The following is a 23,640-nucleotide window of genomic DNA, read 5'->3' as shown; positions in this document are numbered from 1 at the left end:
GACGGAACCGGCCGTTATGCTTGACAACGCGAATTATGGAAATCCTAGAGAGGAGACGAGAGAAAAAGGGGCATAAGAAATGAGGCGGGTAAGATCGACAAGGGCGCTGCGGGTGCTTTTACTGCTGGCGGCGCTGTTCGGCGTGCTGGGGGCTAGGCTGGCCTGGCTGCAGATTTGGGGAGGCGGAGCGAGGAGCGCAAGCGTTTCGCTGAATACGAGCGCTGTGCTGCAGCATTCGGATACGCTGCTGCTCGACAGCGGCCGAGGGCGATTCCTCGATCGCCGGGGACGCCAGCTGACCGGGCAGGCGGTGCACGGGCTGGCCGCGTTTCCCGACAACGGGCAGCCGCGCGGGCCGGAACGGGACGTTCGGGATTTGGCGGAGGCTCTGGGCGTCGAGGAGAACGTGCTGGAGCAGTGGCTGAGACGGCTGCGGGAACCGGCCGTGTGGCGTCCGCCAGGGTCCGGCGCGGCGGCCGATCTGACCTCCGAGCAGGCGCTGCGGGCGGAGCGGGCGAACCTGCTCGGCGTAGCGGTACTGCCCTATCTGAATCGTTATCCGGCGGACATCACGCCGCTGCATGCGATCGGTTATATTTCGCAGCATCCCGAGCATGTCGTCGGCGTCTACGGCGATCAAATCGCCAAGAAACGGATGAAGACGACAACGCCGATGGGGGGAGCGGGATTGGAGAAGTCGCTGGACCGTTTGCTCCAGGGTCGATCCGAGACGCTGGTGAAGCAGGTAACGGATGCGGGGAGAAAACCTCTGCAGGGGCTGGGGCTGCGGCTGACGGTTGCCGACAATCCGCATTTTCCGCTGCAAGTGACGACAACGCTCGATCTGGACGTTCAGCGGATCGCCGAATCGGCGATGGACGAATACGGAATCGGCCAAGGGGCGGTTGTCGTGCTGGACGCGGCGAACGCCGACATTCTGGCGATGGTGTCGCTTCCTCGTCTGGACCCCTATCATGTCGGCGCGAACGGAACGGACGAGCGCAATCACGCGGTCTCCGCCGCGCCGCCCGGATCGGTGTTCAAGACGGTGACGCTGGCCGCGGCGCTGGAGGCGGGCGAGACGGGCTGGCAGGAGACGTTCTACTGCGACGGCAAATACGGCAAATACGGGCTGAAATGCTGGAAGAAGGGCGGGCACGGCCGGTTGACGTTGGAGCAGGCTTACGCGCAATCCTGCAATGTCGCTTTCGCGACTTTGGCCGAGCGCCTGGACCCGGCCTGGCTGCAGATTACGGCGGAGCGGCTGGGCTTCGCCAGGCAGGTGGGCTGGCACACGGACCGCTTCGCGGACGGAAAACCGCTGCGGCTGCTGGGCGAGGAAGAGGCGGGCACGGTGTTCTTGAACAAGCGGATCGCCGCAGACGGGGGAGCGAGAACGGGATCGGGCATCGGCCAGCGGGACGTGAGGATCACTCCGCTGCAGGCGGCGAACATGGCCGTGACGATTTTGCACGATGGCCGCGTATTCTCGCCCAGACTGGTTAAGGAGGTGCGCTACGCGGACGGAGGGCTGATGGCTTCGCTGGACGTGCAATCCGCGACCTCGAAGCACGGAAGGATCGGAGCGGATACGGCCGCCGCGCTGCGCAAGGGCATGCTGGCGGTCGTGCGGGAGGGGACGGCCGCCGGGGCGCTGCGAGGCTCGGCATGGCCGCTGGCCGGCAAGTCGGGAACGGCGGAGCTTGCGGGCAAGCGGAAGGGGCGCAACGATCATTGGTTTGTCGGATACGGGCCGGTCGGCCAAAAGCCGCGGTACGCGGTCGCCGTGCTGATCGAGGATCAGCCGGCGGGCCTGCGCAACCGCGGCGCAACGGTGTTCGGCAAAGTTATGGACGGGATTCGGCGTCTGGAGCTTCGCCGGCAGCAGGCTGCGGCGCAAGCGGATGAACGTTGAACTCGTCCTTCGGAAACCGGATCCAGCGATGGAAGTAGCCCTGGTCGTACAGAGCTTTCAGCAGAATCATCAGGATCGGGGCCAGAATCAATCCCGCGACGCCGAACAGCGATAAGGAGATCATCATAAAAGCCAGCATCGTGAAGGCGGATACGCCGACGGTCTGCCCGGTAATTCTCGGCTCCAGAAATTGCCGGGTGAGCGTCACGACGAGCAGCAGCGCGGTAAGCCAGATGGCCAGCGTGGTGTCCCCGACGACGAACAGGTAGACGATCCACGGAATGAACAGCGTGTTGACGCCGAGCAGCGGGAGCACGTCGAAGATGCCCGCGAGCAGTGCGATGGAGAACGCGTTGTTCACGCCAAGCGCCAGCAAAGCGACGAAGATCACGAGAAACGTAATGCTGATCAGCTTGCCCTGCGCTTTCAGATAAGCGCCGATTCCTTTGAATACGTTGTTGCGCAGAAACTCGAAGGCGATTTTGAGCGTTTTGGGCGCTCTGTCCGAGGACACCTTCTTCCAGCTCTCGATCTCCAGACTCAGGAAATAAGCGAGAATGACGGCGATCGAAATGTTCAAAATAAAGGAGGAGAAGGAGCTCAGGAAGCCGACGAGCCATTTCAGAAATTTGCCGGCCCAGCTCGCCCCCAGATCGGTCACGTAGGCGGTAGCCTGGCTCAGCTTCTCGGCGACGTCCGGAGGCAGCGCGTCCGCCTGGGTTTGCAGCCGTTCGGCGATCGTATGAACCTGGCCTTCGAGCAATTTCTGATACTTCGGCAGATCGTCCGCAAGCTGCGAAATCTGAATCGTGAATATATAGCCGAGTCCGAAAAAGGCGGCCAGAACGATCAGCGTGAATAACAGAATGCTGATGCCCGTGGCGATCGATTTGGGCAGTCCGATGCGGTTAAGGCGCTTGGCCAGCGGTTCGATAATCCAGAAAATCAGAAAGGAGAGAAATACGGGCGTCGCCAAATTGTACAAGTAGCTGAATACGTACATCGTCAGCCATACGGTGAGCACGACCACGCCAATATCAAAAACGGTTCTCCAGTATTTTTGGTACAATGAGAGCATCTGTCAGCCTTCCTTTTCCGATTCGTAATAGGCAGCTTGTCCGTTCCAATAATTTCTATTGTACATGATAACAAAAAAGATGCATACTGGAATGCCTATTTTGGCGGAGCATATGTTAAAATATAAGGCAGGCTAATAACCGCGCGCACAACTAATATGGCAATCAAGATGGTGGGGAAAGCATGGAAATCATCCTATGGATAGGTTTTTATTTTTTGACTTTTTACGCTTTTTTGCCGGCTTTGATCAGCCGGATTTTCGGCTACCGCGTCTTCATGAACGGAAAGTCGGCGGACGGGATTTCCTTGACCTTCGACGACGGGCCCGACCCGGAGTATACGCCCAAGCTGCTCGACCTGCTTAAGCGCCACGGCGCGAAGGGAACGTTTTTCGTCGTGGGGGAGAACGCGGAGAAGTACCCGGAGATTGTGGCGAGAATTCATCAGGAAGGACATATTCTCGGCATACATAACTACGTCCATCATATGAACTGGTTTATGCGTCCGAGCACCGTCAAGCGGCAAATCCGCCAAACCTCCGACGTTATCGAGCGGATTACGGGGACGAAGCCGATGTATTATCGTCCTCCCTGGGGAATCGTGAACATGTTCGATTACGCCAAGCTCGGACATCTGCAGATCGTCCTCTGGACGTCGCTGTTCGGAGATTGGAAAAAGCGGATCGGGGCGGACAAGCTGTATCGCCGGATGAAGCGGAAGCTGAAGCCGGGGCAGGTGTTCCTGCTGCACGACTGCGGCAGCACCTTCGGGGCGGATCGCGACGCGCCCGAAAACACGATCGCCGCGGTGGAGAGAATTCTGAACGACGGGAGCAAGAAAGGCTATCGCTTTATCGGCATCGACAAAATGATCGAAGAGACGGAGCGCACCAAGAAAAAAGGCGGAGCGGGCAAGGCTGCCGGCGCGAGCGCGGAGCGTTCCGTCGGTCCCGTCAAGAAGCTGGTTATCGCTCTGTGGATGCTCTGGGAGAAGCTGTTTCACGTCGTGTTCCGGCTTCGTCCCGTCGGCGACACCGGATTTTTCAATTATCGGATTCGCAAGTATTCGGGGCCCGCGCTTCGGCTTCAGAGCGGACGGGAGCTTAAATCCGGAGAGCAGATTATGGAAATTCACTTCGAAAACCGGATGCTCGTCGAGATGGGGATGAAGTCCAAGACGTCGCTGCAGCTCGCCATCCGAATCATCCGCGAGATGGAGAAGGTGCTGCCGGACATGGCGCGCGAGCTGGCGGCGATTTCGAAGGGCGGCGACATCAGAGCGCTCTACGGGGTATCGATGATTCATCGGGGAGGCGAAAGCCTCGGGTTCGAAATGTTCGACTTGCCCAAAGGATTGTTCGCGTGGTCGACGAACCTTTACTTGCGGTTTATGATTCGCGTCGTTCACCCTTCCGGCAACCGGCGGGTACGCGAACACGGGGAATCGTTGAATCCCCGCATGCTGATTATGGAACGGGAAACGCTGCTGAAGTGGGCCGACGATTCCCGCGCGGTTCGCCGCGTCGGGCGGGAGCGGGCCGCCGCCGTCAAGGCGGACGAGACGGGCGGCAGATCGACGCGGAAGGCGGAAGCCGCCTCCGCTTCCGCCTCGTCCGACAGCTCCTCCGAAGGAGAGTTCGACGACGCAACCCTCGGCAAGCTGGTCTAATTTTTATTTTATGGTTCTTTCGTAAGAAGGCTGCCCCCTAAGATAATCAAGCTGCTTTGAAAGATAATCGATGAGCAAGGTGAAAGGGGGATGTACCTCCTTCCGATGCTATACGCCCCTGAAATGGGAATGATAAACCGGTGATAAGGTGATTTCAGGAGCGTAGGAGGCATCTCCAGGAGGTACACACCCCTTCTTTGTCTATCGATCATTAAGCAACTCTGTAGCGGACAACCTTTTTGAACGCCAGCAAAAAAGCCTGCGACGTCATCAGGACGCCGGAGGCTTTTTGCTTCTTGACAGGATGCAATTGCGGGAGAGGGGGGACGGGAAAGTCGTTCCCGCCCGGCCGTCCCGTTTACATTTTCATGACGCCGCCCTGGCTGGCATTGGTAACCATGGCCGAGTAGCGGGCGAGATAACCGCGCTTGATCTTCGGCTCGAAGCCTTTCCATTCGGAACGGCGGCGTTCCAGCTCTTCGTCGCTGACTTCCAGCGTGATCGTGCGGTTGTTCATGTCCAGCTCGATGATGTCGCCGTCCTGCACGAACGCAATCGGACCGCCTTCCGCGGCTTCCGGAGAGATGTGGCCGATCGCGATGCCGCGGGACGCGCCGGAGAACCGGCCGTCGGTAATCAGGCCGACCTTCGTTCCGAGGCCCATGCCGACGATCTGGGAGGTCGGGGCAAGCATTTCCGGCATGCCCGGGCCGCCTTTGGGACCCTCGTAGCGGATAACGACGACGTGACCTTCCTTAACCTTGCCTTCGGCAAGACCTTTCAGCACTTCGTCCTGGGAGTCGAAGCAGATCGCCGGTCCGCGGTGGTAGCCGCCGACCGATTTGTCGACCGCGCCGACCTTGATGATCGAGCCGCCCGGGGCGAGGTTGCCGAACAGCACCGACAAGCCGCCTTCCTTGCTGTGCGGATCGTCGATCGGACGAATAACCGAATGATCGGTAATTTCCGCGCCTTCGACATTCTCGCGCAGCGTCTTGGCGGAGACGGTCATCACTTCGCCCTTCAACGCGCCGTCCTTCTTGAACAGCTCGTTGATAATCGCGCTTACGCCGCCTGCGTTATGCAGATCTTCGATATGATGATCGGAAGCGGGAGCGAGCTTGGACAAGTAAGGGACGCGCTTTGCCACTTCGTTGATCCGTTCGATCGGATATTCGATGCCGGCTTCGTGAGCGAGGGCCAGCGTGTGCAGCACGGTGTTCGTGGAGCCGCCCATCGCCATGTCCAGCGCAAACGCGTTGTCGATCGAATCGAGCGTAACGATGTCGCGCGGCTTGATGTCCTTCTCGATCAGCTCCATCAGCTGCTTCGCCGATTTTTTCACGAAATCCCGACGTTCGGGGGCGACCGCGAGAATGGTGCCGTTGCCCGGAAGGGCGAGGCCGAGCACTTCCGCCAGGCAGTTCATGGAGTTCGCCGTGAACATGCCGGAGCAAGAGCCGCAGGTCGGGCAGCCGTACTGCTCGAGCTCGGTCAGGCTTTGTTCGTCGATCTTGCCGGTCATATAGGCGCCGACGCCCTCGAATACCGAGGTCAGCGAGATGGCGCGTCCGTCGCTCGTACGGCCGGCCTTCATCGGTCCGCCGCTGACGAAGATCGTCGGAATGTTGACGCGCAGCGCGGCCATCATCATCCCCGGCGTAATTTTGTCGCAGTTCGGGATGCAGACCATGCCGTCGAACCAGTGCGCGTTAACGACCGTCTCGACGGAGTCGGCGATAATCTCGCGGCTGGCCAGGGAATAGCGCATGCCGATGTGGCCCATGGCGATGCCGTCGTCGACGCCGATCGTATTGAATTCGAACGGAACGCCGCCCGCTTCGCGAATCGCTTCCTTGACGATTTTGCCGAATTCCTGCAAGTGAACGTGACCGGGTACGATATCGATGTAAGAATTGCAGACGGCAATGAAAGGTTTGCCGAAATCCTCTTCCTTAACGCCGGCCGCCCGAAGCAAACTGCGGTGCGGAGCGCGGTCGAAGCCTTTGGTGATCATGTCTGAGCGCATTCTTTTGTTGGCCAACTGTAGTCCCCCTCTTCGGATAAACCGGAATGTCATATCCTTGATTCTATCACATCTTCGGACGGCTTGACCAGAACGGCTTGCGCCGCTCCGCCGTCCGCGACGGGCGGGAAAATCAAGAACGGCCCCCCGCCGTTACGGAAAAACCGGCTGCGGAAACCGTTCGTTATTGGGCGGAATCGGTGAACAGATTGGCGAGTCCGGCGAACGGCAAATTTTCGTAATGCTCGGTTTTATACACGACTTCGCTCTCGACCTTCGTCTCGTCGCCGGGCTTGTTGCGCCGGAACTGGAAACGGTCGTACAGCTTGACGAGAATGCGCGCCGTATTGATCGCATCGTCCATCGCGCGGTGGTGGGAGCCGCTGAACGGAATTTCGAGCATTTCCAATGCGGGCTTTAACCCCATCTGCTGATGCTTCTCCAGCTTGTAGACCTTGGAAAGCATCTTCTGCAGATTGTTGTGGTTGACGATCCAATCCGTCGAAATATTGTGCTGCCGGCATTCGTGCGCCAATTGCCGCTGATCGTCGGGTCCCCATGCGCACAGGAAGTATTCCTCCTGTCCCATCCATTCGATAAACCCGCGGACGACTTGCGACAGCGGCGCCGCGGCGTCGACGTCCTCCTGCGAAATGCCCGTGAATTCGGTCGTATCCGCGGACAGCTGGGGCACGACGGTCGGCTTGACGAACGACTGGAACGTGTCGACGATTTGCGGCTGTCCGTCGGCGTCTCCGACTTTCGCCGCTCCGATCTCTATGATTTCGGCGATCTGGCCCTTCTTGCGCCGGACGGTCATTTCCAGGTCATAGACGATAATAATCACTGCATGCACCTCAAGATGTTCCGATAATGATTCGTACCCTTGTTATTATAGACCTCCTCCGTTCATTTGTCAGTGTGGAAAATAATTGTCCGAATGTCCGGAAAGCGGGCGGCGGAGTCGAATTTGATCGAACGGTGGCGATCAGTTACAATATAGCTATTCATTTATATTAAGGGTAGGAACCGGAAGGAGCTTTGCAATGAGCACTTTTTCACAGCGATTGGCTTCTATGAAGCAGGGCTTGAAGGACCAAGTCACCAAGTTCAAAAACAAGGATTTCATGGACGCGGTCGTTGCCGGATGCGCCATCGTCGCCGCGGCGGACGGCGAGATCAGCGGCCCGGAGAAGCAGAAGATGATCGGCTACATCCAGCATAACGAAGAGCTTAAGGTGTTCGAAACCTCCAAAGTGATCGAAAGATTCAATTTCTATACGGGCAACTTCGATTTCGACGCCATGATCGGCAAAGCGGAGGCGATGAAGCCGATCATCAAGTTCAAGGACAAGCCGGACATCGCCCGCATTGTCATCAGCGTCTGCTGCGCTATCGGCGCCGCCGACGGAGATTTCGACGAGCAGGAGAAGAACGTCGTGCGCGAAATTTGCCGCGCGGTGAATCTGAACCCTGCGGATTTCGGACTGTAAACCGCTCGACGAGCGAAACGGGGCTTTCCCGCGGGTCATCCGAGATGATCCGCAGGGAAGCCCCTAATTTTTTAAGGCGTTATTTTTGCGCGGCTGTGCTAAGACCCGGGGCCGCGAGCGGGCGGTTCCAGCCCGAGCCTCTGCCGTGCTCCGGCATGCCGGGCAGCGTCAATCCGCCGTCGACCTTCAGCACGGTTCCGGTCATATAGCGCGCCCGCTCGGAGCAAAGGAAGGCCGCGGCGTCGGCCACGTCTTCGTCTCTGCCGTAGCCGAGCGGAATCTGATCGCCGAATTCCGTTCCTGCCGGCGAGGCGGGAAGCGTCTCTCCCGCGGCGATGCAGTTGAGGCGAATGCGGTCGGGAGCGAGCTGCATCGCCAGCGATTCTGCGCTGCGGTGCAGGGCGGCCGAATAGGAGCCGATCAGCACGTTGTCGGCGTAGGCGCGATGGGCGTGATGGGAAGTGACGAACAGAATGCTGCCCGCGGTGCCCGTCTCGATCATGGCGTTGGCCGACGCCTTCGTAAACAGAATCGCGCTGCGGTAATGCAGCGCGTATTGACGATCCAGCTCCTCCGCGTCGGTATCGATAAGCCGCCCGGCCGGAGGGCGGCCGGTGCTCCATACCGTCAGCGCCAAATCCGCTATTTCGCCGACAATGCGCTCCGGCGTCTCGGGCGCGTCAAGCGGCGCCTGAACGAGGCGGACGGACGCGCCCGTCCGCTCGATTTCCGCGCGCAGCTCCGCGGCGCCGTTCGGAGGCGCGTGGCAGGCCAGGACGATGTCGCGGCCGTCGCTGGCCAGGGCGAGCGCGATCGCCCGATTCAGCGTCGAAGCGTCGCCGACGATCAATGCAGTTGTACGGCTCATGGCGTATCCCCTTGTCAGGCGTAGTTGTAGGTCCCGTCGGGCAGACGGGTTTGCGTCCAGCGCGTTACCGAATCGTCGCAAGGATAGCGGGCGGCCAGCTTCTCGTCGATATCGATGCCGAAGCCGGGCTTGTCGTTGGCGTACACGTAGCCGTGCTTTAATTGCGGGCAGCCCGGAAACACCTCCTGCAGCCGTTCGTCGAGTCCGGACCATTCCTGAATGCCGAAGTTGTGCGCGTTCAAATCCAGATGGATGTTGCCGGCATGACCGACCGGAGACACGTCGCCCGGACCGTGCCAGGCCGTCTTCACGCCGAACTGCTCGCAGAAGATGGCCAGCTTGCGCGACGGGGTCAAGCCGCCGATCTGGCTAATATGCACGCGAACGAAGTCGATCAATCGCTTGGCGATCAGGTGCGTCCATTCCTGCGGATTGTTGAACAGCTCGCCGATGGCGATCGGCGTCGCGCTCTGCTGGCGAAGCGTCTCGTACCAGTAATCCTGCTCGGGAGAGAGCAGGTCCTCCAGAAAATAAGGCCGGTAAGGCTCCAGCGCTTTCGCCAGGCGCACGGCCTCGATCGGAGCGATGCGTTCGTGCGAATCGTGGAGCAGCTCAAGGCCGTAGCCGACCTTGGAACGAACGTGCTCGAACAGCTTCAGCGTATTGTTGATGTACTGATCGGGACAATAGTAGACGCCGTCCGGCGAATCGGGCGGCGTATTCAGCGCGCTCGCTTTCCCGCCGTAGCCCCCGAATTGAATGCGAATATGCCGGACGCCCTGCTCCTGAAAACGATGGACGTTCTCGACCACCTCGTCGAGCGTCGCTCCGTCCGCGTGGCGGTATACCGCCACGGCCTGCCTCGATTTGCCGCCGAGCAGATCGTACACCGGCATGCCGGCCAGCTTGCCTTTAATATCCCACAGCGCCATGTCCACTCCGGATATGGCGTTGTTGCTGATCGGGCCGTTGCGCCAGTAAGCGTTGCCATTCATCAGATGCCACAGATCCTCGATGTCGGATACGGATCTGCCGACAAGCAGCGGCTTCAAATATTCCTCGACCACAAGCGTAACGGCCTTGTAGCGATAGGTGAAGGTGGCGCAGCCCAGGCCGTACAGGCCGGGCTCGCTCGTCTCCACCTTGACTACGGTCAAATTGGCTCCGCTCGGTTTCGTATTGATTACCCGAATGTCCCGAATAACGATTGGATGAATGGCAATCAGCCCCTTAAATGATTTTTTAGTTGGCGATCGGACTGGTCGAGGTGCGCGGGATCAGATGGACGGGAATGACTTTGGCCGACGGATCGTTGTCCTCGGACAGCAGCATATCCGCCATCGTCTCGCCGATTCTGGCAAAGTTCTGGTCGACGGTCGTAATTTGGGCACTGCCCGTCACCGCCCACTCGATATTGTCGAAGCCGGCGATGTTCATTTGCGCGGGCACTTGAATGGACAGACTCCGGCAGCACATATACACATTAAAAGCGACCTCGTCGTTCTCGCATTCAATGGCGGTGACGCCGGCCTTGAAAAGCGTGTTGATGACGTGCTTCAGCATGTGATAGTCGGAGCTGAGGTTCATGCGCACGAATTCGGGATTCGGAGTCAGGCCGTTATCGGCCATGCAGCGGTCGAACCCCTCGTACCGATCGCGAATACTGGTCAAGTCCCCGGAGGAGAAACGCGACAGATAGGCGATATTCCGGTGGCCGTAATCGATCAGATGCTGCGTCAGCATATAGGCGCCGTTGAAATTGTCGCACACAATGCTGCTTAAATAGTCGATATCGTGAGGCTTATCCAGAATGATGACGCGTTTTCCGCTCTCCGTGAACTTTTGCAGAATGTCCCGGTGCAGCTCTTTGGCGGACGGGTAGAAAATAAGGCCGTCCACGTTCTGGCCGAGCAGCCGCAGCAGCAATTTGCGTTCTTCCTCCTCGCTGGGCTCGCACACGTGGATCGAGAGATGCCAGCCGTGCTCGGACAGTTGGCGGGTCGCCACCTCGATTGCCCGCAGGATTCCTCCTTGCGTAATCGCGAAAGGGAGGACGAACGGGATGAGCTTGCCGGGCAGCGCGCCGACGGAAGGCGCGCTTGCAGCGGCCGTCTCGGCGGAGCTTCTCCGGCGCACGAAGCTGCCCACGCCGCGCTTTCGGTACAGGACGCCCGCGTTCTCGAGCTCGTCGATCGCGCGCTTCGAGGTGATGCGGCTGACGCCGTATTGCTCCGAAAGGCTTTTTTCCGTGCAGATCGGCTTGTCGTAGCTGAACTGCTTTTTTTCGATGTTGGATAGAATGTCATCGATGATCACTTGATATAACAATTTGGTTGAGCTGCGTCGCATGTTTAGCTCCTCGATCGCTTATTTCATTCTGTTTGCAGTCTATAGTATATCAAATGGGGGGCCGAAGTCAATTGAGATGACAGGCCGGGGGCGGAAAAAACGCTTTATAAAAATATTCTCAAAGTTATTGACATATCAAAATTGGAGGTGGGATAATATGACACATCAAACATGAAACGAAAAGGGCAAACATGATATGACAAACTATAATGATCGCGTTTACATGTTTGAAATTCAGGTTTAACAAATTATTGGGAGGTTTACGATGAGACAGAGAGCGTTATCGGTTCTGTTGGCTGGCCTCGTAGTCGTGTCGATCCTTGCCGGCTGTTCGGGCAAAGGGAATGAAGGAGCGTCTTCGACGCCCGCATCCGGTTCCAAGGAAACGTCTTCCGCAAGCCAATCTTCCGGAGGAACGAAGGAATTGACCCTGTGGACATGGAAGATAGCCATGGCGCCCGGATTTGAAGCCGCTGCCGAGAAATTCAAGGAAAAAACGGGCATTACCGTAAAAGTCGAAGCGTTCTCTCCCGACGATACCTATCGCCAGAAGGTCATCGGGGCCGCCAACTCGGGCGATCTTCCCGACGTCATTCACTGGTGGGCCACGCGCGGCCTCGGCTTCGAAAACGCGCTGGTCAACATGAACGACAAAGTAACGGACGATTTTAAGAGCAAGTTCATTGGAACCGCTTTCAACGAATCTCTCGTCCGCGAGTCCGACGTGAGAAACTGGGCAAACGACGCCCAGCAGAGCGACGTGGTCAAATCGCTGAAGGTAGGCGATCTGCATCAGATCCCGCTCGACGTGGGCGGCTTCTTCACGATCTATGCCAACAATGAAATTTTGAAGGAGGTCGGTCTGGAAAACCAGGTGCCGCAAAACTTCGAGCAGTTCGTCGAGTTCTCCCAAAAGGTGAGCGAAGGTACGGACAAAGCCGGCTTCGTATTCGCCGCCGGCCTGCCGGACGTCTATTACAACTGGATGGGACGCGGCATCGAGGCGACGTTCCTCGGCGTGGACAAATCCGTCGGTCTGATCAACCGTACGGAAAAAATGAGCGATCCCGAGAACATCAAACCGCTCAAGGCGTTCGAAAGCCTGGTTAAATCGAACTCGATTCTCGACGGCGCGATCACGAAAACGATCGACGACGCGGATCTGTCCTTCGCGGCGGGCGAAGCCGCCTACTTGCTCGGCGGAACGTTCACGTACGGCAACCTTGGCGCAATGGGCATGGATCTGGAGCAGGTCAGCTCGTTCACGATTCCGGCGATGACCGGTTCGAAGGTGACGAAGCCGTTCGAGCTGAATCCGTTCACGCTGACCGCGCTGGCCATCTCCAAGGATTCTCCGAATCAGGATGCGGCCTGGGAGCTGGTGCAATTCCTGACGGCCGATCCCGAGGGCGCTACGCTTCTGGCTAACGGGGCTTACATTTTGCCGGCCGCCAACCTGGGCGCGCAAGTAAGCGATCTGTCGCCGACGCTGCAAAGCATGTATTCCTCGCTCAGCGACGAGCCTTCCGTCGTCACGCAGGTCGACAACTGGCCCGACAGCATCGGCCGCAAGCTGGAATGGGAAGAGCTGTACAAGGATATGCAGAAGATCATGACCGGAGAGCTGACCGCGGAACAGGTCGCGAGCAACTTCGACAAGAACGCGGCGAACGAAGCGGCCAAGGGCAGCTGATCGCCGACACGGACAGGCGAAGGTCGGGCGTACTGGCTGGCAGACGCAGTACGCCCTTCCTGCTTTCTGCGAGGATGCGAAGGATCGGATAATACATGAGCTGCGAGGTGCTCCACAATGCGCAAGTGGAAGGAAACGCTGGCAGGCTACCTGTTCTGCGCTCCGGCGCTTTTGCTATTTTTGACAGTCGGATTGTACAGCGTCGGTTTCTCCATCTTTATGAGCTTCTACAACTGGTCGGGCGTCGATTTTGCCGGTACGGCCCGGTTCGTCGGGTTTGAAAACTTCGAATACTTCCTGTTCGGCGGCAGTCCGATCAAGACGAAAATCTTTTACGACGGTTTGCTGAATAACTTTAAGATCGGCATTTTGTCCATCGTATTCATTATCCCGATTTCCATGATTCTGGCCTTTGTCGTGAGCAACATCAAGCGGGCCGGCCTGTTCCGAACGATTTATTTTATCCCGATGGTCGCTTCCGGGGTCGGCGTTTTCTATGTGTGGCAGGGTCTGTTCGGCGCCAACGGCACGATCAATACGGTGCTGTCCTCGCTCGGGCTGGATATGCTGATGGTCAAAAACGGCATGCTGGGCGATCCCCGAACCGCCATTTTGGGCGTGATCATCACCGTCATCTGGGGAGGCATTCCGGGTACGCTGATTTTGTACTATGCGGGACTCGCCAACATCGACAATGTCTATTACGAATCCGCCGAGATTGACGGAGCCAATAAATTTCAGATGCTGATGAAGATTACGTGGCCGCTGCTGAAGCCGATGACGATCATCGTCCTCATTCAGCAATTAAACGGCGCTTTCCAAATGTTCGAAAATATCTGGGTGCTGACGGGGGGCGGACCGGGCGGCGCAACGGACGTCGTCGGCACGCTGATCTATAATACGGCGTTTAAGGACGGCAGATACGGGCTGGCGAGTGCGATGGGCTGGTCGGTGTTCGTCGTCACGCTTATTCTCTCGATTATCAGCATTAAAGGATTTCGATCCGATACGGAATAGGAGGGGAGGTCATGTCCGGAAAAAAAAGCAGCGGAGCTGCGGCCTCGTTGATCAAATACGCGATTTTGACATTGTACGCGGCGGCGTGCTTGTACCCGTTCGTGTGGATGATCGGAACGTCGCTCAAGTCGCAAATGGAGTCACTGCGCTATCCGTCGGTGACGTTTCCGAAGGAGAGCTGGCATTTCGAGACCTATATCGAGGTTTGGAACAAATTAAACTTCGCCAAATACTTTACGAACAGCATGCTGGTCAGTACGACCGCCGTCATTTTCGCCGTGCTGATCTACTCGTTGATGGGCTTTGCGCTGGCTCGCATCGACTTTAAAGGAAAGAACCTGATTTTCGCCGGCTACATCGCGCTTATTCTCGTGCCTGGCCTGACGGTGCAAATTCCGCTGTACATCAACATGGTGTCGCTGGGACTCGGCAACACGTTCGCGGGCCTGGTGCTCCCGATGATTAACGGCGCGGGTCCGTTTGCCGTATTTCTGTTCCGCAACTATTTCCTTTCCTTATCCAAGGAATTGTTCGAAGCGGCCAAGCTGGACGGCAGCAGCCTGTTCGGCATTTACGCGCGTATCTTCCTGCCGCTGTCCCTTCCGGTGGTCGGCACGATCGCCGTTATGAACTTTATCGGCACCTGGAACGGGATTCAGTGGCCGATGATTATTTTGCGCGATCGCGAGCTGTTCACCTTGCCGATGGCGGTCATGTACCTGGATCAATCGGCATTCAAGCAGTGGAATGTGCTGATGGCCGGCTCTCTCTATTCGGTTGTTCCCGTTATTGTGGTGTTTGTTCTGCTGCAAAAATCGTATATTCGCGGTCTGACTTCCGGCGCGATCAAAGGGTAGTGGATTCCCGGAGCAAGGACAAAGACAGGGGGTGCGTTATGGAGCAAGCGGGGAAGACGGCGTTCGTTACCGGGGGCAGCCGCGGCATCGGCCGCGGCATTGCCGAACGGCTGGCGCGGACGGGCTACGATGTCGCGTTCACGTATAATACCAAGCTGGACGAAGCGGTCTCGCTCCACCAGGCGATTACGGCTATGGGCCGGCGCTGCTTCTATTATCAGGCGTCGATGGAACAGCCGGACACGGCCGAGCGGGTGACCGCACAGGCGATAGCCGATCTGGGCCGGCTGGAGGTTATGGTTTGCTGCGCGGGGCTGACGGTTCACAGCAATGTGCGCAAGCTGTCGGCGGAGGACATCGACTTCGCCTACCGACTGGATTACAGAAGCTATATGCTGTGCGCGAGGAGCGCGGCCCGGCACATGATCGAGCGGCAGCTTGCCGGCAGCATCGTCATGATTACCTCGACGCGCGGAACCCGCGCCTACCCCGAAGACCCGCTGTACGGCGGCATGAAAAGCGCGCTGAACCGGGCCTGCGAATCGCTGGCGCTGGAACTGGCGCCTTACGGCATCAGAGTCAATGCGGTCGCTCCGGGAGCGACGGCCATTCGCGGCGGCTACACGCCGGAAGAGCTGCGCGCGTCCGCGTTTGCCCGGCAAATTCCGCTCGGCCGCCTGGGGACACCCGCGGAGGTGGCCGGATTGGTCGCTTACCTGGTATCGGACGAGGCCGCTTATATGACCGGAACGGTGACGCGAATGGACGGCGGGCTGATCCTGTCCGGCATTCCCGCGGGCGGCGGCGAATCGGAGCCGCAATGGCATGCGCTGCCCGCCCGTTTGCGCTGATGTTCAGAATTTGTTGAGACCCGACTGGTAAAATAGTTTCAGATATCAAGGCGATATAGGGCCTTAAGAACCAGTCGGGGAGTGGTGTTTCAATGTTGCCAGCTGATCATTTCCGAGTCGTGCCGGTAAACGAGTACGAGGACGAGTACGAGGAAATCCTTACGCCAGACGAAGTGAACGAGATTTTAAAGCAGCTTGAGGAGGAGCAAGTGGGGGAAGAAAGCCGCGAGACGGGAGCAGATCTCGACCGGTGACAAGAGAATTCAATAGACAGCAAAAGAGATTGCGGCGCCGAACCAGTTGGATTTGGCGTCTTTTTTTGTTGATCAAGAAATCATTGGCGTCAATCAGAAAAATCAAAGGAAGAGTCCCCGGTAAGCGAGGACTCTTTATCATTTACCTTTTCGCTTTATAGAACTCGTGATACAGCTTCATGAGCGCGCGCTTTTCAATCCTCGAAACGTAGCTTCGGCTGATGCCCAGCTCCCGGGCGATCTCCCGCTGCGTGCGCTCGTCTCCGCCTCCGTCGAGCCCGAACCGGCCGCGGATAACCTCTTGCTCCCGCTCGTCGAGAATGTCGAGATTGCGGTAAATTTTGCTTTTTTCGATTTTCAATTCGACCTTGTCGACGACCTCGTCGGGCTCCGTTCCGAGAATATCCTGCAGCGTAATTTCGTTGCCCTCTTTGTCCGTTCCGATCGGATCGTGCAGGGATACGTCCTTCCTCGTTTTTTTCAACGAACGCAAATGCATCAGAATCTCGTTCTCGATGCAGCGGGCCGCGAAGGTGGCGAGCTTCGTGCCCTTGTTCGGCTGGAAGCTCTCGATGGCTTTGATCAGGCCGATCGTGCCGATGGAGATCAGGTCCTCCAAATCTTCCCCGGTATTGTCGAATTTTTTGACGATATGCGCGACGAGCCGAAGGTTGTGTTCGATCAGCAGGTTGCGGGATACGGGATCGCCCTCCGCCAGACGCTTCAAATGAAGAGCTTCTTCGTCGTCGGTCAGAGGCTGGGGGAACGCGTTGTTTTTAACATACGAGACGAGCAGGGAGAGCTGTTTCAGAAACAGCGCAATCGATGCGATAAAACCAGGCACGGGACGGCCACCTCCGGAAGTAGGATCGCTCGCGAAAAAAGAAGCATTATCATTGTATGTGGGTGGCCGCCCAACCGTGCCTGTTTCACCGGATTAAAGTCGTTTGTCGAATGACAATGCCCTGTAGTGGGAAATAATGAACGCGACGAGCAGATTCGCGATTTTCTCATGGAGGTGTTAGCAATGGCAGTCAAGAACGCCGGGGGCGGCTCCGGGGCGTACAAGCCCGTGTCGATGTCGTCCAAGGAGTACCAAGCGTTCGCGAAGGCGCGGGAGCCGTCCCGGTCCATATGGACCAACTGCTTGAAGGCATTTTTGGTCGGCGGAATCATCTGCACGATCGGTCAGGGGGTCACTCAATTTTTCATTGCCGCGTTCCATATGTCCTCCCGGGATGCGAGCAATCCGACCGTGGCGGTGATGATTTTGCTGGCCGTCATTCTGACGAGTCTCGGCATCTACGATAAAATCGCCCAGTGGGCGGGCGCAGGCAGCGCCGTTCCCGTGACGGGCTTCGCCAACTCGATGTGCTCGGCCGCCATCGAGCATCGGGCGGAAGGACTCGTGCTTGGCGTAGGCGCCAATATGTTCAAGCTGGCCGGCTCGGTTATCGTGTTCGGCGTCGTGGCCGCATTCGTCGTGGGCATCGTCTATTGGGTGTTCGGAATCGGGGCGTGGCATGATACTGCAGGGTAAACGATCTTGGGTATTCGACCGTCCTCCCGTCATTATCGCCGCCGGAACGGTCGTGGGGCCGGATGAAGGCCAGGGACCGCTGGCCGCCGATTTCGACCTCGTTCATCCCGATCTGGAGATCGGCCAGCCGACTTGGGAGAAATCCGAGAAAGCGCTTATGGAGCAGGCGACGGACATCGCCCTGCAGCATGCGAAGCTGTCCAAGGACAAGCTGAACTTTTTTGTCGGCGGGGATCTGATGAACCAGATCATTAGCACGACCTTCGCGATCCGGCAGCTGGAGGCGCCTTACATCGGCGTGTTCGGCGCCTGCTCCACCTCGATGGAATCGCTGGCCGTCGCGTCGCTGATCGTCGGCACGGGGGCCGCCGAATACGTTATGGCGGGCACGTGCAGCCATAACTGCACCGTCGAGAAGCAGTTCCGGTATCCGACCGAATACGGCTCGCAGAAGCCGCCTACCGCGCAGTATACCGTAACCGGAGCCGGAGCGTCCGTCCTCGCGGGAAGCGGCGACGGTCCCGTCGTAACGGCCGTCACGATCGGCAAAATTATGGACCTCGGCATTAAAGATCCGTTTAACATGGGAGCGGCGATGGCTCCGGCGGCGGTCGATACGATTCAGGGCCATTTTCAGGAGACGGGCAGAGATCCCGGCTATTACGATCTGATCGTAACCGGCGACCTGGCCGGAGTCGGACACCCGCTTGCCAGCGAAATGCTGCAGCGCAACGGGGTGCCGATGGAGCGGACGACGTTTAACGACTGCGGGCTGATGATCTACGACGTGGAGAAGCAGAAGGTGCAGGCGGGGGGCAGCGGCTGCGCCTGCTCGGCCGTCGTCACTTACGGACATCTGCTCAAGCGAATCCGCCGCGGGGATCTGAAGCGGATTCTCGTCGTCGCCACGGGCGCGTTGCTCAGCCCGCTGTCTTACCAGCAAGGGGAGAGCATTCCCTGCGTGGCTCATGCCGTCGCGATCGAAGCGGGCAATTCGGGGCAAGGAGGTGCTAACGGATGATGACTTACGTATGGGCGTTCGTGGTCGGAGGAGCCATCTGCGTCGTCGGTCAGCTGCTGTTCGACGTCGCCAAGCTGACTCCGGCGCATACGATGTCGCTCCTGGTGGTGGCCGGAGCCGTGCTGGACGCCTTCGGCTGGTACGACCCGCTGGTCGACTTCGCCGGCGCGGGGGCGACGGTGCCGATTACGAGCTTCGGCAACGCGCTCGTTCATGGGGCGCTGACCGAGCTGCAGGAGGTCGGCTGGATCGGCGTCATCACGGGAATTTTCACCGTCACGAGCGCGGGCATATCGGCCGCCATCGTGTTTTCCTTTCTCGCCGCGCTGGTCGTCAAGCCGAAGGGCTGAATCGAACCGTTCGTTCGGCTGGAACTCAGCTGCCTGTCAACAGCCAGATCCGGATTTCGGGTTTGGCTGTTTTTATATGCTTTTTTGGAAGAAACTAAAATTTACGATGCTATCCAAATTCCGGTATAATGAAATAGATACGAAAATAAAGACATCGAAGTAGAATCCATAGGAGGAACGAGAAATGGATCAACATGCCGCGATGCTACTACTAGATAAGATCAGACATAACATGGAATCTTGTATTTATGGCAAAAAAGAGGAGATCGCTTCCATGCTGACTGCGCTGCTCGCGGGAGGGCATGTCTTGATCGAAGACGTTCCGGGAACCGGCAAGACGCAGATGGTCAAGGCGCTGGCCTTGTCGATCGGCGGTATTTTTCATCGCATTCAATGCAATCCGGACTTATTGCCGACCGATATTACCGGGGTTTCCATTTATCACCCGAAGCTGGAGCAGTTCGTGTTCAGGCCCGGTCCCGTCATGGCGAATCTGCTGCTGGCCGACGAGATCAACCGCGCCACGACGAAGACGCAATCCGCCTTGCTGGAGGCGATGGAGGAGAAGCGGGTATCCGTCGACGGGGAGACGCACAACCTTCCCCATCCTTTTATGCTGTTCGCCACGCAAAACCCGATCGAGTTCGAGGGCACCTACAGCCTGCCCGAAGCGCAGCTGGACCGTTTTCTGATGAAAATCAAGCTGGGCTATCCCGACGAAGCCTCGGAGAAGCGGCTGGTGATGGAGCCGGGAGCGAGCCGGTCGGCGGAGGCTCTTCCGGCTGTGGCGACCGTCGAGGACGTCGCCCGCATGCAGAAGCTGGCGGAGGAGATCCATCTGGAGTCCGCGGTCGCCGATTACTTGATCGCTCTCGTTCGCGGCACGCGCCAGCATTCGGCCGTCCTGCTCGGCGCGAGCCCGCGCGCGGCCGTCGCGCTGACGTCCGCGGCGAAGGCTTACGCCTTCCTTAACCACCGCTCGTTTGTCCTGCCGGACGATGTGAAGGCGATGGCGCCGCTCGTGCTCGGCCATCGGCTGCATTTGCGCTCGGAAGCGCGGATGCAAGGCGTCACGAACGTGCAGGTGCTGGAGGAAGTCATGCGTCTGCTGCCCGTGCCCGTAGGGATGGAGCGCTGATCATGGCGCGCCTGCAGGTTCCCCGCGCATGGTGGTTGAGCGCGGTTTTATACGTCATCGCTCTTTGTTATCTGCTCTTCCAGGGCGGCAAAACGTCGCTTATGCTGTTTACGATCTTGAACGCGCTCGCCGTCTACTTGATGCTCGGAAGATGGAGCGGCATCGGCGGCGTGCAGGGCGTCCGGCTGACGGAAACCGGAGACGGGCAATCGGCGATTCTGACCGCGGGTGCCCGTCTGCAGGTCAAGCTGCGCATGCAGATTCCGGGATTCTGGCCGCTGCCTTACGTCATCGTCCGGGAGAAGCTGGTTCGCACGACCGGCGGCGACGCGCAGCTGTACGAAATGTCGTTCGTCCCGGATTACAAGCGCCGGGGCGAGGTGCAGTTCGAGACCGCCCCGCTGCGGAGGGGCCGGTATCAATTTCAGCAGACGGACTGCTCGACGCGGGATATTTTCGGCTTGTTCGAGCACCGCGGATCGTTCCGTCAACCGCTGTACGTGCAGGTGCTGCCCCGCACCGTTCCCTTGAAGGATTGGCGGATGTTCCGCCGTTCGCAGCGGGGCGTGTTTCACCATACGTTCACTTCGCTGTGGGCCAGGGAGACGACCCAGATCGACGGGGTGCGGGAATACATTCACGGCGACCGGCTGTCGCGCATTCACTGGAACGCGACGGCGAAGACGGGACAGTGGAAGTCGAAGGAGTTCGAGCGGGAAGCTCTGCCGCGGGTCGTGTTCGTGCTGGACCGGAACGCGCAAGCTTACCCGCATGCGGATCAGTTCGAGCTGGCCGTGTCGGTGGCGGCGTCGCTGCTGGAGCTGACGATTGCCCGGGGCATGCCGATCGGCTTCGTATCGGCCGGCCAATCCGAGAGCTGGTTCGGGGAAGGGCGCACGCCCGTGTCCAAGGACGAGGTGTTTCAGCATCTGGTCGACGTGGAGGCGGACGGCGCCATGCCGGTCGGACAGCTGCTGTGCCAGGTGGCGGAGCGGTACGAGCCGGGCGTTCACATCGTCATGATCGGTTCCGCCGCGGACGAGCAGCTGTCGGTGGCCATGAAAGCTCTCGAGAGCAAGCGAATGGTCCCGAGCATGATTCATATCGGTCATAAGCATCTGTCCGCGGAAGCGGTCGCCGCCGTCCGGAACTGGGAGCGATTGTGCCAGTCCAAGCAGTGGGATTTCATTTCGGTGAACGAGCTGGACAGACTTCCGTTGGCTTTAGGGGGTGCGTCCGCTTGACGAAGTTTCTGCCGTCGGGGAGATTCTGGAGGCGGCTCGTGCTCGAGCGCCTTCATCGCCTGCTGGCCGTTGTCGTCGTATTCGAGCTGATTCAATGCTTCGCCGACTATTGGTGGGAAGAAACCTATTCGATCGTCTACGGGGTGCTGGCCGTTACGGCCGTTACGGAATTGCTGTTCACCCGGCTGCTCTGGGTCAGATTGATCCTGCAGTTCGCGGCGGCCGCGGCCATGATTTTGCGGAAAATCCCGATCGAGTGGGGCGGCTGGCCGGAGAGCTGGCGGGCATGGGATCAGGTCAACGATTTTATGGCGTTCCATTTGACCCAGTTCCATCCCTTCTTCGAGCTGGCCGCGGGCGCGATATTGACCGTTCACGCTCTTGCGTGGCTCGGCTCCAGAAGATTCGGGGCGATCGCGATTATCGTGTGCTCGATCATGATCATGACGGTCGTCGACTCGTTCTTCCCGCTGGAGCTGTGGCGCAACATCGCGTGGATCGTAACCGCGGGACTGGCCTGGCTTGTCGTGCTGCATCTCAGGCAGCTTCAAGTCCGCCATCCCGACAGCTGGGAGGCGATCGCCGAACGGCCGCTGGACATCGCGTTTCCCGCCGTCATCATCATTACGATCGTGCTCGTAAGCGGAATTATTATGCCTCGGGCACCGATCATTCTCGAGGATCCCTATACGATCTGGACGGAGGCCCAGGGACGCGAGGTTCCGGTGTTCTCCGGCGAAGGGGGCGTGCAGAGAACGAGCGCGTCGGGCGGCAGCGGCTCCTCGCTGTCCGGATACAGCCGGGACGACCGCAAGATCGGCGGAGGTTTCCAATTCGACTATTCGCCGGTCATGACCGTGACGACCTCCCAGCGCAGCTATTGGCGGGGGGAGAGCAAAGCCGTCTACACGGGCAAAGGCTGGGAGGATCTTAAAAATCCCGCCCTCGTCGCCGCTCCGATCGGGCAGGAAGCCGCGAGCTACGAGCTGGATCCGCCCCGCGCCGAGGGCGTGGAGACGATCGAGGTCGTTCAGACCGTCCAGGTCGAGCGCCGGGACAAGCTGCCGGTTCTGTTCGCGGCCGGTCCCGCGTCCGCGGTTACCGAGCTCAAGAGCGACAACAACGCCGGGCTCCGCTGGAATCCGGAGGAGTGGGAGCTGCGCTGGGGCAAGTCGGCGCGCGTGCAGACGTATTCGGTCGTGTCCGAGGTGACGGTGCTGGACGAGGAAGCGCTGCGCGGCCTCGACCCCTCCGCGCCGAGCAGCATCGACGTGACGCCGTATTTGCAATTGCCGGACAATTTGCCGCAGCGGGTCCGCGATCTGGCCGCGGAGCAGACGGGCGAATTCGCCAGCGACTACGATCGCGCCAAGGCGCTGGAGCAGTATTTGAAGACGACGTATCCGTACACGAACACGCCGGATCTGTCCCGTCAATCCGACCGGGCCAACGGGGACTTCGTGGACGAGTTTCTGTTCGAAATCCAGGAAGGGTACTGCGATTACTTTTCCACATCGTTCGTTGTTCTGGCCCGTTCGATCGGATTGCCGGCGCGCTGGGTGAAAGGCTATGCGACCGGTTACGATCAGGCGGCGTTGGAGCGGGCCCGTTACGGCGGGCCCGACGTGGAGCCGGATCCGCTCGGGGCCGGAACGTATACGGTCCGGAACGCGGACGCCCATTCCTGGGCCGAAGTCTACTTTGAAGGCTACGGCTGGATTCCGTTCGAGCCGACGTCCGGCTTCTCGGTGCCGCAGCCTCGTCCCGCGAACGCGCCCGAGCCGGTGGAGCCGGCCGCTCCGGTGGACGCGACTCCGGTCGAACCCGAAGCCGTCCCCGCCAAAAGCAACTGGCTGGCGATTACCACTTCGGTCGTCGGCGCGCTGCTGCTTGCCGCCGCCGTCGCGTTCTTCGTCAAGAGCCGGAGGGCAAGGAACGTGTGGAGCCGGCTGCGCCATCGCGGAACGACGCCGAACCAACGGGTCGTACGCGAGATGGAGAGACTGCTCTCCTTCCTCCATCGCCAAGGCCTGCGCAGGGAGTCTCACGAGACGATTCGCGAAACGTTCGACCGCTGGAGCCGCAAGTTCTCGTCCTTAAGCGGAGAGTTCGAAGGCGCGGTGAAGCTGTTCGAGCAGGCCAGATACGGAGGCGGGCAAGGCGACGGCCGGCTGCTGACCGCTTTTAACGAAGTATCCGAAAAAATTCGCAAGGCGCTGTAGACGGAGCATCGACGGATTGAAGAGCCTGTCTCGGTCATCTCGGCCCTCCCGGCCGCG

The 23,640-nt window shown here is 59.0% G+C and carries 21 protein-coding genes; 14 read left to right on the top strand and 7 right to left on the bottom strand.

The window, feature by feature from the left end:
• Nucleotides 1–79: 79 nt before the first annotated feature.
• The gene (locus ACFFT4_RS34755; RefSeq protein ID WP_378054388.1) at nt 80–1,915 is read left to right on the top strand and encodes a peptidoglycan D,D-transpeptidase FtsI family protein; all 1,836 of its coding nucleotides are present in this window, start codon (nt 80–82) and stop codon (nt 1,913–1,915) included.
• Here the strand turns inward: ACFFT4_RS34755 and ACFFT4_RS34750 are convergent.
• Nucleotides 1,848–2,993, bottom strand: coding sequence for an AI-2E family transporter (locus ACFFT4_RS34750; protein WP_378054386.1), 1,146 nt, complete (start codon nt 2,991–2,993; stop codon nt 1,848–1,850). The genes ACFFT4_RS34755 and ACFFT4_RS34750 overlap by 68 nt on opposite strands.
• Before the next feature lie 182 nt (nt 2,994–3,175).
• Here ACFFT4_RS34750 and ACFFT4_RS34745 point away from each other — a divergent pair, with 182 nt between their 5' ends.
• The gene (locus ACFFT4_RS34745) at nt 3,176–4,660 is read left to right on the top strand and encodes a polysaccharide deacetylase family protein (protein ID WP_378054385.1); all 1,485 of its coding nucleotides are present in this window, start codon (nt 3,176–3,178) and stop codon (nt 4,658–4,660) included.
• A 358-nt stretch (nt 4,661–5,018) separates the two neighbouring features.
• Here ACFFT4_RS34745 and ilvD read toward each other — a convergent pair whose 3' ends face one another.
• Both ilvD and ACFFT4_RS34735 read right to left on the bottom strand, forming a co-directional pair.
• Nucleotides 5,019–6,689: a dihydroxy-acid dehydratase gene (gene ilvD, locus ACFFT4_RS34740; RefSeq protein ID WP_378054499.1), complete on the bottom strand. Its 1,671-nt coding sequence runs from the start codon at nt 6,687–6,689 to the stop codon at nt 5,019–5,021.
• A gap of 181 nt (nt 6,690–6,870) precedes the next feature.
• Entirely contained in the window at nt 6,871–7,542 is a 672-nt protein-coding gene (locus tag ACFFT4_RS34735) for a 3'-5' exonuclease (protein ID WP_378054383.1), read from the bottom strand.
• A gap of 190 nt (nt 7,543–7,732) precedes the next feature.
• Between ACFFT4_RS34735 and ACFFT4_RS34730 the strand changes: the two genes are divergently transcribed.
• Entirely contained in the window at nt 7,733–8,179 is a 447-nt protein-coding gene (locus ACFFT4_RS34730) for a tellurite resistance TerB family protein (protein ID WP_378054380.1), read from the top strand.
• Between the two features lie 79 nt (nt 8,180–8,258).
• On the opposite strand, the gene ACFFT4_RS34725 is transcribed toward ACFFT4_RS34730, so the two are convergent.
• The 3 genes from ACFFT4_RS34725 to ACFFT4_RS34715 all read right to left on the bottom strand — a co-directional run bounded on the left by ACFFT4_RS34725 (nt 8,259) and on the right by ACFFT4_RS34715 (nt 11,396).
• Nucleotides 8,259–9,047: an SDR family NAD(P)-dependent oxidoreductase gene (locus ACFFT4_RS34725; RefSeq protein WP_378054378.1), complete on the bottom strand. Its 789-nt coding sequence runs from the start codon at nt 9,045–9,047 to the stop codon at nt 8,259–8,261.
• Between the two features lie 14 nt (nt 9,048–9,061).
• On the bottom strand, nt 9,062–10,204 hold the full coding sequence (locus ACFFT4_RS34720; RefSeq protein ID WP_378054376.1) for an enolase C-terminal domain-like protein: 1,143 nt from the start codon (nt 10,202–10,204) through the stop codon (nt 9,062–9,064).
• A gap of 85 nt (nt 10,205–10,289) precedes the next feature.
• On the bottom strand, nt 10,290–11,396 hold the full coding sequence (locus ACFFT4_RS34715) for a substrate-binding domain-containing protein (protein ID WP_378054374.1): 1,107 nt from the start codon (nt 11,394–11,396) through the stop codon (nt 10,290–10,292).
• 265 nt (nt 11,397–11,661) lie between these two features.
• Between ACFFT4_RS34715 and ACFFT4_RS34710 the strand changes: the two genes are divergently transcribed.
• The 5 genes from ACFFT4_RS34710 (at nt 11,662) to ACFFT4_RS34690 (ending at nt 16,068) form a co-directional block, all read left to right on the top strand.
• Nucleotides 11,662–13,089, top strand: coding sequence for an ABC transporter substrate-binding protein (locus ACFFT4_RS34710; protein ID WP_378054372.1), 1,428 nt, complete (start codon nt 11,662–11,664; stop codon nt 13,087–13,089).
• Nucleotides 13,090–13,206: 117 nt separating this feature from the next.
• Complete coding sequence (locus ACFFT4_RS34705) at nt 13,207–14,106, top strand: carbohydrate ABC transporter permease (RefSeq protein ID WP_378054370.1); 900 nt, start codon at nt 13,207–13,209, stop codon at nt 14,104–14,106.
• An 11-nt stretch (nt 14,107–14,117) separates the two neighbouring features.
• A complete protein-coding gene (locus ACFFT4_RS34700) occupies nt 14,118–14,963 on the top strand; it encodes a carbohydrate ABC transporter permease (protein WP_378054368.1) in 846 nt (281 codons plus the stop codon).
• 38 nt (nt 14,964–15,001) lie between these two features.
• Nucleotides 15,002–15,814, top strand: a complete 813-nt coding sequence (locus ACFFT4_RS34695) for an SDR family NAD(P)-dependent oxidoreductase (RefSeq protein ID WP_378054366.1) — start codon at nt 15,002–15,004, stop codon at nt 15,812–15,814.
• 92 nt (nt 15,815–15,906) lie between these two features.
• A complete protein-coding gene (locus ACFFT4_RS34690; RefSeq protein WP_378054364.1) occupies nt 15,907–16,068 on the top strand; it encodes a hypothetical protein in 162 nt (53 codons plus the stop codon).
• Between the two features lie 142 nt (nt 16,069–16,210).
• Here the strand turns inward: ACFFT4_RS34690 and sigK are convergent, their stop codons facing one another.
• Nucleotides 16,211–16,912: an RNA polymerase sporulation sigma factor SigK gene (sigK, locus tag ACFFT4_RS34685; protein ID WP_378054362.1), complete on the bottom strand. Its 702-nt coding sequence runs from the start codon at nt 16,910–16,912 to the stop codon at nt 16,211–16,213.
• Between the two features lie 183 nt (nt 16,913–17,095).
• Between sigK and spoVAC the strand changes: the two genes are divergently transcribed.
• From spoVAC to ACFFT4_RS34655, 6 genes are all read left to right on the top strand, one after another.
• Nucleotides 17,096–17,608, top strand: a complete 513-nt coding sequence (spoVAC, locus tag ACFFT4_RS34680) for a stage V sporulation protein AC (RefSeq protein WP_378054359.1) — start codon at nt 17,096–17,098, stop codon at nt 17,606–17,608.
• Nucleotides 17,595–18,629 carry a stage V sporulation protein AD gene (spoVAD, locus tag ACFFT4_RS34675; protein ID WP_378054497.1) on the top strand — a complete coding sequence of 345 codons (1,035 nt, stop codon included), beginning with the start codon at nt 17,595–17,597 and terminating at the stop codon, nt 18,627–18,629. Before spoVAC ends, spoVAD begins: the two co-directional genes overlap by 14 nt.
• Nucleotides 18,629–18,979, top strand: a complete 351-nt coding sequence (gene spoVAE, locus ACFFT4_RS34670) for a stage V sporulation protein AE (protein ID WP_378054495.1) — start codon at nt 18,629–18,631, stop codon at nt 18,977–18,979. The genes spoVAD and spoVAE overlap by 1 nt, the downstream gene beginning before the upstream one ends.
• A 184-nt stretch (nt 18,980–19,163) precedes the next feature.
• On the top strand, nt 19,164–20,117 hold the full coding sequence (locus tag ACFFT4_RS34665) for an AAA family ATPase (protein WP_378054357.1): 954 nt from the start codon (nt 19,164–19,166) through the stop codon (nt 20,115–20,117).
• A gap of 2 nt (nt 20,118–20,119) precedes the next feature.
• Nucleotides 20,120–21,361 carry a DUF58 domain-containing protein gene (locus ACFFT4_RS34660; RefSeq protein WP_378054355.1) on the top strand — a complete coding sequence of 414 codons (1,242 nt, stop codon included), beginning with the start codon at nt 20,120–20,122 and terminating at the stop codon, nt 21,359–21,361.
• Nucleotides 21,358–23,583, top strand: a complete 2,226-nt coding sequence (locus ACFFT4_RS34655) for a transglutaminase domain-containing protein (RefSeq protein ID WP_378054353.1) — start codon at nt 21,358–21,360, stop codon at nt 23,581–23,583. The genes ACFFT4_RS34660 and ACFFT4_RS34655 overlap by 4 nt, the downstream gene beginning before the upstream one ends.
• Nucleotides 23,584–23,640 lie beyond the last annotated feature (57 nt).

It is taken from the genome of Cohnella cellulosilytica (assembly GCF_042431195.1).
Lineage (GTDB): Bacteria > Bacillota > Bacilli > Paenibacillales > Paenibacillaceae > Cohnella > Cohnella cellulosilytica.
This window is presented reverse-complemented; position numbering and strand designations above follow the sequence as displayed.